The organism is Mesorhizobium sp. LCM 4576, assembly GCF_001854815.1.
Taxonomy (GTDB): Bacteria; Pseudomonadota; Alphaproteobacteria; order Rhizobiales; family Rhizobiaceae; genus Mesorhizobium; species Mesorhizobium plurifarium.
Genome location: NZ_MDDT01000011.1, coordinates 175854 through 188687 on the forward strand (window position 1 = coordinate 175854; position 12834 = coordinate 188687).

Here is a 12834-nt window from a genome sequence, read left to right on the forward strand (position 1 = left end):
TTATGCATCCCAGGCTGCTGAAAACCTTTCTGGCGGTCGCGCGCACCCGCAACGTCACGCGCGCGGCGCAACAGGTCAATCTCGCGCAGTCGAGCGTCAGCGACCAGATCCAGGCGCTGGAAACCGAGCTGGGCGCCAACCTCTTCACCCGCTCGCGGCAGGGGCTTACCCTGACGCCGGCCGGCGAGGCGCTGAAACCCTATGCCGAGGACCTGCTGACGCTCGCCGACGATGCCCGCGCCGTCATCGATGCCACCAAAGCCGAGGCGGCCGGCAGCCTGTCGATCGGCGCCCTGGAGACGATCGCCTCGGCAAGGCTTGCCGGCTGGCTCGCCGGTTTCCGCGCCGCGCATGCCGGCATCGACATCAAGCTTAAGGTGGCCGGCAGCGGCGAGTTGCTGCGCCGGCTGGAGGACGGCGAGATCGACGTCGCTCTCTGCTTCGAGCGGTCCAATATCGGTGAGCCGGACCTGCGCTTTGCCAGGCGCGTCGTGGCGGCCGAGCCGCTTGCGCTGATCGTGCCGCCCGGCGACAACCGCGCGGATGTCGATCTGGCGGCGCTGGCCGAGAAGCACTTCGTCGCCACCGAGACCGGTTGCGTCTACCGGGCCATGGTCGACAAGGCGTTTGCCGAAGCGGGCCTGGGCAAACCTAGCCTCGCCGCCGAAGCAGGCAGCATCGATGCCATCGCCGGCCTGGTGGCGGCCGGCGCCGGCTTTGGCCTCGTGCCGCGGCTCGCGGTCGCTGCCGCGATCGACCGCGGCGAGGTTGCCGAACTTGCCTGGCCCGGCCCGGTCCGCTCGGCGGACGTCGTGATGATCTGGCGCCGCCGGCGCGTCCAGCCGCCGGCGCTGAAGGCGCTGCTCACCGCTGTGGGGGAGGGCTTCGTCCCGGTCAAATCAGACGGTGCCCGCCCTCGACATGCAGCGTCTCTCCCGTCGTGAAGCCATTGCCGATCAGGAAGCGGATCGCGTCGGCGATGTCCTCGGGCCTTCCGACCCGCCCCGCAGGCAAGCGCTCCGCCATCGCGGCAAGCGTCTCGTTCTTCGCATCGCCAACGACGAACCCCCAGATCGGCGTGTCGACCCAACCCGGCGAGACGGCGTTGACGCGGATCGGCGCCAGCTCGACGGCCAACGCCCGCACCAGCCCTTCCAGCGCCGCGTTGACCGCGGCGACCACCGAGCCGCGCGCTGCGGGTCGGTAGGCGGCGATGCCCGAGACGAAGGTGAGCGAACCGGACGGAGGCAGTATCGGCGCTCCATGCTTGGCAAGCAGCAGCGGTCCGTAGAACTTGCTTTCCACCACACGCTGCGCGGCTGAAAGCTCGACCTCGGGCAGCAGCCGGTAGGCGCCCTCGATTGCAGCGGCGGTGCTGACGATATGGTCGAGCCGGCCGATGCGCTGAAACAGTGCGGCGACCTCATCCTCGCGGCCGATGTCGGCCACCGCCGTTTCAAGCGTGTCCCGACGGCCGAGCGCTTCCCGCGCCGCGCTCAGCTTCGCTTCGCCGCGCCCGGCGATGATGACGTGCGCGCCTTCCGCGAGGCAGCGCTTGGCAAGCGCCAGCCCCATACCCGAGCTGCCGCCGACGACCAGGATTCTTTGCTTGTCCATGTCCATACCTTTCCTTTGCATGGAGAGGGTTTGGCAGGTCGCAGGGCGAAGCGGAAACGGAAGAAACCGATGGCGCCATCGGAAACTCCGATGGCGAGGCCGACGGGCTCGCCGACTGTCAGCTCAGGCTCTGGCATAAACGGTCGCGAGAACCTGGCCGCGCGGGAAACCCGGCTCCTCGCGGTCCTGCGCGAGGAACCGCAATTTCGGCAGCCTTGACTTGGGCGCTGCCCGTTCCAGATGCACAGTACGGGCTCCGAGTTCATGCATTGCGCGCACTCCTGATCGTCGACGTATTTCAGGCTGACGAATGCCCGCCGAAAGGAGATATCTGTGAACAACAAGTCGCTTATCATGCTGGCCACGTCGCTGGTTTCCGGCCTCCTATTCTCGTTCGGCGCAACGCCCATGGCGGCGGCGCAAAGTGCTGCAACCAACATAGTGGTCGGCGCCGACACGACCTTCCCGCCATTCGAGACCGAGACGAATGGCGAGGTCACKGGCTTCGACATCGACATGATCAAGGCGATCGCCAAGGCCGAGGACATGACGGTCAGCCTGAAAACGCTGCCGTTCAACGGCATCATTCCAAGCCTGCAGGCCGGCTCGATCGATGCCGCGGTTGCCGGGATAACCATCAAGACCAGCCGCATGCAGAACGTCGATTTCAGCGACGCCTACTATAAATCCGGCTTGTCGGTGCTGGTGAAGAAGGACTCCGGCATCAAGGGCTTCGACGACCTCAAGGGCCATGTGGTCGCCACCAAGAAGGCAACCTCGTCCGTCGATTATCTGACCAGCCACGGCTTCGCGGCGGATTATGTGAAGCAGTTCCAGAGCATCGATGCCGCCTACCAGGCGCTCGAGACCGGCGGCGCGGACGCGGTCATCTTCGACAATCCCGTCAACGTCAACTTCAAGGCCGGCCACGACAATGTCGAGACCGTCGGCCCGCTGCTGACCGGCGAATATTACGGCATCGCCATCAGCAAGCAGAAGCCGGAGCTGGTCGAGAAGATCAATGCCGGCCTCRCCAAGATCAAGCAGAACGGTGAATACCAGAAGCTTTTCGAGAAATATTTTGGAGGTGACACCAGCGGCGTCGTCAATGAGGTGCAAAAACCGGCCTCCGTTGCGATTTCGGGCTGAGGACCGTTCGGATCGACCGAACGACGGATTCCCTCAGCTTCCCGACCTGTCCGGCCGGAGGGAGCGCATGGCGCGAGCCATGCGCACCGCCGGCGAGGCAGGCGGGAAATAGCATTCCAAGGCACGGTCCATGGGCTCGATCTGGCAAAACCTACCCGTCATCCTTGATGGCCTGCGGCTCACCATCCAGTATTCGATCGTCGCTATCCTCCTGATGGTGGTCATCGGCCTGTTCGCGGCGCTGATGCGCCTGTCGACAATCGCGCCGCTGCGCTGGATCGCCACCGGCTATGTCGAGATTTTTCGATCCACCCCGCTGTTGGTGCAGCTTTTCTTCATCGTGCTCGGCCTGCCGGCGATCCTGCCCGTCAACCAGTGGTTCGGTCAGCTCACCTATCCCATCCTCGCCGCCGCCTTCACGCTCAGCCTCAACGAGGGCGCCTATGTCACCGAGATCATTCGCGCCGGCATTCTCGGCGTCGACCGGGGCCAGAAGGAGGCGGCGCAGTCGATCGCCATGAACGGCTTCCAGACGATGCGCTATATCGTCCTGCCCCAGGCGTTCAAGCGGATGATTCCGCCGCTGGTCAACCAGGCTGCGCAAACGATCAAGGACACCTCGCTGCTGGCGCCGGTCGGCATCGCCGAGCTGGTCTACAAGGGCGAGATCGTGATCGCCGAGACCTTCGCGTCCTTCGCCATCTGGGGGCTGATCGCCGCCCTCTACTTCGTCCTCATCTTCTCGCTGTCGAAGTTCTCGTCCTATCTGGAGAGGAGGCTTCAAGTTGATAAACGTTAAGGACCTTCACAAGTCCTTCRGCCACAACGAGATCCTCAAGGGGATAACCACCCATGTGGAGGAAAGGGAGGTCGTCGTCGTCATCGGCCCGTCGGGAAGCGGCAAAAGCACGTTCCTGCGCTGCCTGAACGGGTTGGAGAAGGCAACCAGCGGCGAGATCGAGATCGCCGGCATGGTGCTGACCGATCCGAAGACGAACATCCACCAGCTGCGCCAGCATGTCGRCATGGTGTTCCAGCAGTTCAACCTGTTCAAGCACCTGACCATTCTGGAGAATGTCACGATCGGCCCGCGCAAGGTCAAGAAGATCTCGGTCGAGGAGGCCAACAGGGTCGCGCGCGAATTGCTGGCCAAGGTCGGCCTCATCGGCAAGGAACAAAGCTACCCCGACGAGCTTTCCGGCGGCCAGCAGCAGCGCGTGGCGATCGCGCGCTCCCTGGCGATGGGACCGGCGGTCATGCTCTTCGACGAGCCGACCTCCGCGCTCGATCCCGAAATGGTGGGCGAGGTGCTTCAGGTCATGAAGACCCTCGCCGTCGAGGGCATGACGATGGTCGTCGTCACCCATGAGATGGGTTTTGCCCGCGAGGTCGGGCACCGGGTGATCTTCATGGATGACGGCATGATCGTCGAGGAGGGGGCGCCGAAGGCGCTTTTCTCGGATCCGCAGAGGGAGCGCACGAAGAGCTTCCTGGCGAAGATCCTGTAGCGCCAGACCGCCGGATTCCCCTCCATCGGCCTTAGTGCCTGCTTCTGCTGACAGAAACTGGCAACAGAGGAGGCTACATGGGCCGCGGAATCGGCGAGACTGTCTCCCGGTCAGCAATGCGGCAGAGGTGGCGATGGCCCCGATCAAGGTCGATCCAGACAAGGTGCGCGAGTTCCGCGATGCCGACAGCTTCTATGCGTGGCTGGCCGACAACCATGCCGGCGAAAGCGAGGTCTGGATCAAGGTTCACAAGGTCGGTTCGGGGCTGGCATCGATCACGCCGAAGGAGGCGATCGACGTCGCGCTCTGCTTCGGCTGGATCGATGCGGTTCGCAAGTCGCTTGACGACAAGAGTTTCCTGCAGCGCCACACGCCGCGCGGCAAAAAGAGCATCTGGAGCAAGATCAACATCGACAATGTCGCGCGCCTGATCGAGGCGGGCCGCATGACCGAGCATGGCCTGCGCGAGGTCGAGGCGGCCAAGGCCGACGGTCGCTGGGATCGCGCCTATGGCGGATCGAGGGAGATGACCATCCCGCCCGACCTGCAGGCAGCAATCGATGCCGAGCCGAAGGCGAAAGCGATGCTGGAGAGGCTCTCGGCGCAGAACCGCTTCGCGCTCGCCTTCCGCACCCACAACATGAAGACCGAAGCGGGACGCAGGAAGAAGATCGCCGATCTCGTCGCCATGCTGGCGCGCGGCGAAGCGATCCACCCGCAGAAGAAGAAGCCGTAAACGCAAACAAAAACGCCGCCCGAAAGGGAGGGCGGCGTTTTCGGAAAGCGATGATCCTGAACCCTTTGCAAGCGGTCGCGGATCATCCGGTCATGAAGTTCGAAACGCGTCGGGCCTTACGCAGCCTTCTTCGCAACATGCTTCTTCGCATGGTGCTTGCGCACGTGATGCTTCTTGGCGTGATGCTTCGAATGCTTCCTCACGTGGTGATGCTTGCGAGCATGATGACGATGATGCTTGCGGTGATGCTTCTTGTGCGGGCCATTGCTGGCCGGCTTGGCGGCATCGGTAGCTGCCGGCTTCGCGGCTTCGGTGGTCGCAGCCGGAGCCGTGGTCGTCGCCGGAGCCGTGGTCGTCGTCGTGGCGGTCTGGGCATTGGCGGCCGGCACCGCGAAAGCGAGCGCGACGGCAAGGCCGAGTGCGGAAAGAAGGGTCTTTTTCATAATCGGCAATCCTTGGGTTTAAGATCGATGTCTTTGTYGCGCGCCGCAAATTCGGCTGCTCCGGTACCGCTTATGACAGCCGCTTTTTTCGCGAGTTTTTCCCGACTGTTGAATCTTGTTTCCAGATTGTGTCTGACGCTTTCCCTTGCGGAAAGAGATGGCCGCCTGCGACGAAGGCGACCGTGCATCCGGCTGGTTTGGAGGCAGGCTTTTCATGAGCCCGATCGCACGATGCGTGCGAATTGCGCGCCCTAATCATTCGATCCGATCGATGCCATCTTGCTGCTGACATACCGAACGGGAGCAGGAGCAATGACCACCAACATAGATCACTCCGGCAAGGTGACGCTCGTCACCGGCGGCAACCGGGGCATCGGCCTGGAAACGGCGCGCCAGCTTGCGGAACTCGGCTTCAGCGTCCTCATCGGCGTGCGTGATCTTGCCAAGGGCGAGGCAGCGGCGAAGACGCTTGGCGGCAAGGTCGAAGCCATCGAGCTGGATGTCGCCGCGCCCGAGGCGGCAGCCCGCGCCGCGGCCGAGGTCGAACGCCGGTTCGGCCGGCTCGACGTTTTGGTCAACAATGCCGCGATCCACTATGACCCTTCGGCGCGGGCGCTCAAGCCCGACTGGACGGTGATCCGCGAGGCCTTCGAGACCAATGTCTTCGGCGCCTGGCGTGTGGCGGTGGCTTTCGCGCCGCTGCTTCGCGCCTCCGGTCGCGGCCGGCTGGTCAACGTCTCGTCGGAAGGCGGCTCGCTCGCTTCGATGGGCGCCGGCGCGCCGGCCTATTCGGCCAGCAAGGCGACGCTCAACGCRCTGACCCGCATCCTGGCGGCCGAGCTGCGCGGCGCGGGCGTGCTGGCCAATTCGATCTGCCCCGGCTGGGTCGCGACCGACATGGGCGGTCCCGGCGGCCGTCCCGTCGCGCAAGGCGCCGCCGGCATCGTCTGGGCCGCGACCTTGCCCGACGACGRCCCGACCGGCGGCTTCTTCCGCGACGGCAAAAAGCTGCCGTGGTGAGCAGGCATCGATGAGGCGGATATTTCCCAAATTGGGTAAATCCTTCTTGTTCCCGCTTTGGGAAATGGCTATATGGGTGCATGCAAATCGTCAGCAGGAAAGCGCTCGTCACCTTCTGGACAACGCACCCGCAATCAAAAATGCCGCTGACGGCCTGGTTCAATGCATCGAGCAAGGCCGAGTGGAAGGGACCGGCTGACATCAAGGAACAGTTCGGCACAAACGTCGATTTCGTAGCTGATAATCGAGTGGTGTTCGACATTGCGGGCAACAAGTACCGGCTGATTGTGCATGTCAGCTATACGTTCAAGAGGGTGCTCATTAAGTTCGTCGGCACCCACGCGGAGTACGACAAGATAGACGCGGAGAAGGTGTGATGGACAACATCCGACCCATCAGGAACGAAGCCGATTACGATTGGGCGATTGCGGAGATCACTCGCTATTTTGACAAGGAGCMGGTTCCCGGCACGCCTGACGCCGATCGTTTCGATGTTCTTGCTGAACTCATCGAAGCATACGAGGCAAAGAACTACCCTATCGCGGAGACCGACCCGGTGGACGCGATCACTGCTCATATGGAGATGGCCAATCTCGGCAGGCACGCGCTGGTAAAGCTGCTCGGGTCAGCGTCGCGCGCATCTGAGATTCTAGCCCGCAAGCGAGCGCTGACGATGGATATGGCTTTCAAGCTCAATCGTGAATGGCATATCCCCGCAGAGGTTCTGATCGCCCCTTATCACTTGGCCGACCAGGGCAACAAAAAGGATAAAAAAGCCGCCGCTCGTGCTTGATTGCCCGGGGTATCTCATCCCCGTGCGACCGCCTCTTGGTCGTTTCCGGCAACTGGTCATCCCATTCATCCGCCATGCTACGAAAATAGCATTCCAGGCCCGCGAAATGTGATGCTAGGCTCGCGCCCGTGCACCCAAGGCACACTGCGGCCCAGTCCGCAAACAGGAGGACCTGCAAGAGGAGGAGCGCAGAGCGGGATCGAGGCTCCAATCCAAAATCCGAAAGAACCATTGAACCATCGCGAGGCCGCCGCGTTTCCTGTGGTTGGCCACCAGGGAGGAACCACCAGTGAAAGCATCCTGTCTCGTCTCGGCCGCGCTCCTTGCGGCATCTGCAATGCCGGCGGCGGCCGGCCAGATTTCCGACGGCAAGGTCAAGATCGGCATCCYGAACGACCAGTCGGGCGTCTATGCCGATTTCGGCGGCAAGTGGTCGGTCGAGGCTGCCAAGATGGCGSTGGAGGATTTCGGCGGCAAGGTGCAGGGCGCGCCGATCGAGATCGTCAGCGCCGACCACCAGAACAAGCCCGACATCGCCTCCAACATCGCGCGCCAGTGGTACGACACCGAGCAGGTCGACGCGATCATGGAGCTCACGACATCCTCCGTGGCCTTGGCCGTCCAGGGGCTTTCCAAGGAAAAGAAGAAGATCGACATCGTGACGGGTGCCGCCGCCACCGACCTGACCGGCAAGCAGTGCTCGCCCTACGGCTTCCACTGGGCCTATGACACCYATTCGCAGGCCGTCGGCACCGGCGGCGAGCTGGTCAAACAGGGCGGCGACAGCTGGTATTTCATCACCGTCGACTATGCTTTCGGCTATTCGCTGAAGGACCAGACCGCCAAGCTCGTCGAGGCGAGCGGCGGCAAGGTGCTGGGGGAGGTGCGCTATCCGCTGGGCTCAACCGACTATTCCTCCTTCCTTTTGCAGGCGCAGTCTTCCGGCGCCAAGATCGTCGGGCTCGCCAATGCCGGCCTCGACACGTCGAACTCGATCAAGCAGGCGGCCGAGTTCGGCATCGTCGCCGGCGGCCAGCGGCTTGCAGCACTTCTCTTCACCCTCGCCGAAGTGCATGGCCTGGGCCTGCAGGCGGCGCAGGGCGTTGTGCTGACCGAGGGCTTCTACTGGGATCGCGACGACAAGAGYCGCGAATTCGCTCAACGCTTCTTCAAGCGCACCAACCGCATGCCGAACATGATCCAGGCCGGCACCTATTCGGCGGTGACGCAGTATCTCAAGGCCATCGACAAGGCCGGCACCGATGAGACAGAGGCGGTGGCCAAGGAACTGCATGAAATGCCGGTCAACGACGTCTTCACCGCCAACGGCAAGGTGCAGGCCGACGGCTCGATGGTGCACGACATGTATCTCTACCAGGTCAAGAAGCCGGAAGAGTCGAAGAAGGACTGGGACTACTACACCTATCTGGCGACCATTCCGGGCGACAAGGCTTTCATGAAGGCCGAGGACAGCGGCTGCCCGCTCGTCACCAAGTGACGCTCGAAACCGCCGCCGCCGTCCGGTCGGACGGCAAGGAACAGACGCCGCGGGTGGTGCTTTCCGCCCGCGGTTTGCGGCGCGACTTCGCCGGCTTCGTCGCGGTCAAGGATGTCGACCTTGACGTTCATCATGCCAGGATCCATGCGCTCATCGGCCCGAACGGCGCCGGCAAGACGACCATCTTCAACCTGCTGACCAAGTTCCTGCAGCCGACCAGCGGCAGGATCGAATTGCTCGGCACCGACATCACCCGCACGCCGCCGGCAAGAGTGGYGCGCATGGGCCTCGTGCGCTCCTTCCAGATCTCCGCGATTTTTCCGCACCTTTCGGTGCTCGACAATGTGCGCGTCGCGCTGCAGCGCCCAAGCAGGCTGGGCTACCAGTTCTGGCGCTCTCTCTCCGCACTCGACCAGCTCACGCCAAGGGCGCGCGAGCTGCTCGCCATCGTCGGGCTGGACGAAGCGGCGCATCGCCTGGCCGGCGATCTCTCCTATGGCAGGAAGCGCGTGCTGGAGATAGCCACCACGCTGGCTCTCGATCCGAAAGTGCTTCTGCTCGACGAGCCGATGGCCGGCATGGGGCATGAGGATGTCGGCATGATCTCCGGCATCATCCGCTCGCTGGCGAAGGATCGCGCCGTGCTGATGGTCGAGCACAACCTCACCGTCGTTGCCGATCTTTGCGACTGGATCACCGTCATGCAGCGCGGCCAGGTGCTTGCCGCCGGCGACTACGCCACCGTGAGCCGGGACGAGCGCGTGCGCGTGGCTTATATGGGGACGGAGCATGAAGAGGGCGGGGCATGAGTGAGCCGCTGCTTGCCGTGCGCGACCTCCACGCCTGGTATGGCGAGGGCCATGCGCTGCATGGCGTTAACCTCGACGTCATGCGCGGCGAGACCGTGACGCTGCTCGGCCGCAACGGCGTCGGCAAGACGACGACGCTGCGCGCCATCATGGGGCTAATCCGCAAGCGGACGGGAAGCGTCACCTTCAACGGCAAGGAACTGATCGGCCTGCCGCTGCACCGCGTCGCCCACCAGGGCATCGGCTTCGTGCCGGAGGAGCGCGGGATCTTCGCCACCCTTACCGTCGACGAGAACCTCATCCTGCCGCCGGTCGTGGCGAAGGGCGGCATGAGCGTGGAAGAGATCTTCGAGCTGTTCCCCAATCTCAAGGAGCGCCGCAACAGTCARGGAACGAAGCTTTCCGGCGGCGAGCAGCAGATGCTGGCCATCGCCCGCATTCTGAGGACAGGYGTTGAGATGCTTCTGCTCGACGAGCCGACCGAAGGCCTGGCGCCGGTCATCGTGCAACGCATCGGCGAGTTGCTGGCGACGCTGAAGAAGCGCGGCATGACCATCCTCTTGGTCGAGCAGAACTTCCGCTTCGCCGCCCGCATTGCCGACCGCTTCTATCTGATGGACCATGGCAAGGTGGTCGAAGGCTTCCCGGTCGGCCAGCTTTCCGCGCACACCGACAAGCTRCACGAGGTGCTGGGGGTATGATCGCGCCATGTTGACGGTCTTCGGCATCCCCATCCAGGCGCTTCTCGGCCAGCTCCTTGTTGGCCTGATCAACGGCTCCTTCTATGCCATGCTCAGCCTCGGCCTCGCCGTCATCTTCGGCCTGTTGCGCATCATCAACTTCGCCCATGGCGCGCTCTATATGCTGGGCGCTTTCATCGGCTACCTGCTGCTGGTGCATCTCGGCATCGGCTACTGGCCGGCGCTGGTCCTGGTGCCGCTGATCGTCGGTCTGTTCGGCATGGCGGTGGAGCGCGTGGCGCTGTCGCACCTCTACCGTCTCGACCCGCTTTACGGCCTGCTCTTCACCTTTGGCCTCGCCTTGGTCATCGAAGGCGTGTTCCGCTACTATTACGGCGTCTCGGGCAATCCCTACGCCGTGCCGACGCTGCTCGCCGGCGGCACCAATCTCGGCTTCATGTTCCTGCCCAATTATCGCGGCTGGGTGGTGGTCGCCTCGCTCATCGTCTGCATCGGCACCTGGCTTTTGATCGAGAAAACCAGGCTCGGCTCATATCTGCGCGCCGCCACCGAGAACCCGGAACTGGTTCAGGCCTTCGGCGTCAACGTGCCGCTGCTGCTCACGCTCACCTACGGGCTGGGCGCGGCCCTTGCGGGCCTTGCCGGCATTCTCGCCGCGCCCGTCTATCAGGTCAGCCCGCTGATGGGCTCGGACCTGATCATCGTCGTCTTCGCCGTCGTGGTGGTCGGCGGCATGGGCTCGATCCTCGGCGCCATCGTCACCGGCTACATGCTTGGCCTCGCCGAGGGCCTGACCAAGGTGTTCTATCCCGAGGCCTCGAACCTCGTCGTCTTCGTCATCATGGCGATCGTGCTTTTGCTCAGGCCCGCCGGCCTGTTTGGAAGGGACGCCTGAGATGAGCGGGGCGACCCTTCACGCACAGCGCGCCGCCGCCTCCGTCAGGCTGGAACGGGCGCTGGTGGCACTGGGCATCGTGGCGCTGATCGCCGCGCCCTTCGTCATCTATCCGATCTTCGTCATGAAGATGCTGTGCTTCGCGCTCTTCGCCTGCGCCTTCAACCTGCTGCTCGGCTACACGGGCCTGCTCTCCTTCGGCCACGCCGCCTTCTTCGGCGGTGCCGCCTATTTCTGCGCCTATGCGGTGAAAGCCTGGGGCTGGCCGCCGGAAGCCGRCATCCTGCTCGGCACCGCGGGCGCCGCCTTGATGGGCCTCGTGATGGGCTTCCTCGCCATCCGCCGCCAGGGCATCTATTTCGCCATGATCACGCTGGCGCTGGCGCAGATGTTCTATTTCTTCTGCGTGCAGGCGTCCTTCACCGAAGGCGAGGACGRCATCCAGGGCGTGCCGCGGGGCCATCTCTTCGGCATGCTCGACCTCAACGTGCCGATGACCATGTATTTCTTCGTGCTGGCGATCTTCCTGCTCGGCATCTTCGCCATCTGGCGCATCGTCAACTCGCCCTTCGGCATGATCCTGCGCTCGATAAGGGAGAACGAGAACCGCGCCATTTCGCTCGGCTATTCCGTCGGCCGCTACAAGCTCGCCGCCTTCGTCATGTCGGCCGCGCTCRCCGGTCTTGCAGGGGCTACGAAGGCGATCGTCTTCCAGTTCGCCACGCTCACCGACGTTACCTGGCAGATGTCGGGCGAGGTGATCCTGATGACGCTGCTTGGCGGCATCGGCACCATGGTCGGCCCGGTGGTGGGAGCGGGCCTCGTCGTGGGGCTGGAGAACACGCTGGCGACGTCCGGCTTCCCGGTGACCATCGCCACCGGCCTGATCTTCATGGTCTGCGTGTTGATCTTCCGGCGCGGGATCGTCGGCGAGATCTATGTGCGGTGGTTGGGGCGCGGAGGTTGAGTGCGGCGCGCTTCTCCCCCCTTGAGGGGGAGATGGCCGCGAAGCGGCCAGAGGGGGGCCTCGCGCGTGGAGTGCCAACGCCCTTTGCTCGATGTTAGACGGCGTTGCGCTCTATGTGAGACGACCCCCTCTGTCGCCTTCGGCGACATCTCCCCCTCAAGGGGGGAGATTAGCGCCCCACCGGCACTTCCATCCCAACCTTCACGCGGTCCATCGCAACAAAAGTGCGGAACCGCTTCACATTGTTGTTCGCGAAGAACAGCCGCCTGGTCAGTGCCTCGTAGTCGGCCATGGTGGCCACCGTGACGACGAGGATGAAGTCGGCCTCGCCGGTGACGTAGTAGCATTGCTGCACTTCCGGGACCGCCGCGAAGCCGCGCTTGGCGGCATCGATCAACTCGGCGCGCTCGCTCTCCACCTCGACCTCGACGAATATGGTGATCGGGTGGCCGACCTTGGCCGGGTCGACCAACGCGACATTGGCGCGGATGACGCCCGTCTCCTCCATGCGCTTGATGCGTCGCTGTACGGCTGGCGCCGAGAGGTTCACTGCCTCGCCGATGGTACGTTGCGGCGTGGCGTTGTCCTTCTGCAGGATGGCGAGGATGGCACGGTCGAAGGCGTCGAGGTCGGGCGAAATAGACATGGCAGTGTTCCAAACGAAACAAACTTGCATTTCAAGCGCCAAAAGAGAGCGC

General features: G+C 63.7%; 17 protein-coding genes. 13 read left to right on the forward strand and 4 right to left on the reverse strand.

The features are described 5' to 3' along the window. Positions 1 to 2 precede the first annotated feature (2 nt). The gene (locus tag LCM4576_RS05725) at positions 3 to 944 is read left to right on the forward strand and encodes a LysR family transcriptional regulator (protein ID WP_071030930.1); all 942 of its coding nucleotides are present in this window, start codon (positions 3 to 5) and stop codon (positions 942 to 944) included. Here LCM4576_RS05725 and LCM4576_RS05730 read toward each other — a convergent pair. Beyond that, positions 895 to 1623 (reverse strand): SDR family oxidoreductase, encoded by a 729-nt coding sequence (locus LCM4576_RS05730; protein ID WP_071070776.1) that lies wholly within the window; start codon positions 1621 to 1623, stop codon positions 895 to 897. The two genes, LCM4576_RS05725 and LCM4576_RS05730, sit on opposite strands and share 50 nt — an antisense overlap. Before the next feature lie 117 nt (positions 1624 to 1740). After that, positions 1741 to 1887 (reverse strand): hypothetical protein, encoded by a 147-nt coding sequence (locus LCM4576_RS36475; protein ID WP_157901200.1) that lies wholly within the window; start codon positions 1885 to 1887, stop codon positions 1741 to 1743. Between the two features lie 63 nt (positions 1888 to 1950). Here LCM4576_RS36475 and LCM4576_RS05735 point away from each other — a divergent pair, with 63 nt between their 5' ends. The 4 genes from LCM4576_RS05735 to LCM4576_RS05750 all read left to right on the forward strand — a co-directional run bounded on the left by LCM4576_RS05735 (position 1951) and on the right by LCM4576_RS05750 (position 5010). Further along, a complete protein-coding gene (locus LCM4576_RS05735) occupies positions 1951 to 2766 on the forward strand; it encodes a transporter substrate-binding domain-containing protein (RefSeq protein WP_198540210.1) in 816 nt (271 codons plus the stop codon). Positions 2767 to 2896: 130 nt separating this feature from the next. Then, positions 2897 to 3565, forward strand: coding sequence for an amino acid ABC transporter permease (locus tag LCM4576_RS05740; RefSeq protein ID WP_040980680.1), 669 nt, complete (start codon positions 2897 to 2899; stop codon positions 3563 to 3565). Then, complete coding sequence (locus tag LCM4576_RS05745; RefSeq protein ID WP_071030932.1) at positions 3552 to 4274, forward strand: amino acid ABC transporter ATP-binding protein; 723 nt, start codon at positions 3552 to 3554, stop codon at positions 4272 to 4274. The genes LCM4576_RS05740 and LCM4576_RS05745 overlap by 14 nt, the downstream gene beginning before the upstream one ends. A gap of 133 nt (positions 4275 to 4407) precedes the next feature. Then, a complete protein-coding gene (locus LCM4576_RS05750; RefSeq protein WP_071030933.1) occupies positions 4408 to 5010 on the forward strand; it encodes a YdeI family protein in 603 nt (200 codons plus the stop codon). 116 nt (positions 5011 to 5126) lie between these two features. On the opposite strand, the gene LCM4576_RS05755 is transcribed toward LCM4576_RS05750, so the two are convergent. Next, a complete protein-coding gene (locus LCM4576_RS05755; protein ID WP_071030934.1) occupies positions 5127 to 5453 on the reverse strand; it encodes a hypothetical protein in 327 nt (108 codons plus the stop codon). Between the two features lie 312 nt (positions 5454 to 5765). On the opposite strand from LCM4576_RS05755, the gene LCM4576_RS05760 reads away from it, so the two are divergent. The 8 genes from LCM4576_RS05760 (at position 5766) to LCM4576_RS05795 (ending at position 12136) form a co-directional block, all read left to right on the forward strand. Further along, positions 5766 to 6473: an SDR family NAD(P)-dependent oxidoreductase gene (locus LCM4576_RS05760; protein ID WP_071030935.1), complete on the forward strand. Its 708-nt coding sequence runs from the start codon at positions 5766 to 5768 to the stop codon at positions 6471 to 6473. Positions 6474 to 6553: 80 nt separating this feature from the next. Further along, complete coding sequence (locus LCM4576_RS05765) at positions 6554 to 6850, forward strand: type II toxin-antitoxin system HigB family toxin (protein ID WP_041009523.1); 297 nt, start codon at positions 6554 to 6556, stop codon at positions 6848 to 6850. Beyond that, positions 6850 to 7266, forward strand: coding sequence for a type II toxin-antitoxin system HigA family antitoxin (locus LCM4576_RS05770; RefSeq protein ID WP_071030936.1), 417 nt, complete (start codon positions 6850 to 6852; stop codon positions 7264 to 7266). Before LCM4576_RS05765 ends, LCM4576_RS05770 begins: the two co-directional genes overlap by 1 nt. 289 nt (positions 7267 to 7555) lie before the next feature. Beyond that, positions 7556 to 8764, forward strand: a complete 1209-nt coding sequence (locus LCM4576_RS05775) for an ABC transporter substrate-binding protein (RefSeq protein ID WP_071030937.1) — start codon at positions 7556 to 7558, stop codon at positions 8762 to 8764. Beyond that, positions 8761 to 9573 (forward strand): ABC transporter ATP-binding protein, encoded by an 813-nt coding sequence (locus LCM4576_RS05780; RefSeq protein WP_071030938.1) that lies wholly within the window; start codon positions 8761 to 8763, stop codon positions 9571 to 9573. The genes LCM4576_RS05775 and LCM4576_RS05780 overlap by 4 nt, the downstream gene beginning before the upstream one ends. Further along, on the forward strand, positions 9570 to 10274 hold the full coding sequence (locus tag LCM4576_RS05785; RefSeq protein ID WP_071030939.1) for an ABC transporter ATP-binding protein: 705 nt from the start codon (positions 9570 to 9572) through the stop codon (positions 10272 to 10274). Before LCM4576_RS05780 ends, LCM4576_RS05785 begins: the two co-directional genes overlap by 4 nt. Positions 10275 to 10281: 7 nt before the next feature. Beyond that, entirely contained in the window at positions 10282 to 11169 is an 888-nt protein-coding gene (locus LCM4576_RS05790) for a branched-chain amino acid ABC transporter permease (RefSeq protein ID WP_040980698.1), read from the forward strand. 1 nt (position 11170) lies between these two features. Continuing rightward, on the forward strand, positions 11171 to 12136 hold the full coding sequence (locus LCM4576_RS05795; protein WP_071030940.1) for a branched-chain amino acid ABC transporter permease: 966 nt from the start codon (positions 11171 to 11173) through the stop codon (positions 12134 to 12136). A 169-nt stretch (positions 12137 to 12305) separates the two neighbouring features. Here LCM4576_RS05795 and LCM4576_RS05800 read toward each other — a convergent pair whose 3' ends face one another. Then, positions 12306 to 12782 carry an Lrp/AsnC family transcriptional regulator gene (locus LCM4576_RS05800; protein WP_071030941.1) on the reverse strand — a complete coding sequence of 159 codons (477 nt, stop codon included), beginning with the start codon at positions 12780 to 12782 and terminating at the stop codon, positions 12306 to 12308. Positions 12783 to 12834 lie beyond the last annotated feature (52 nt).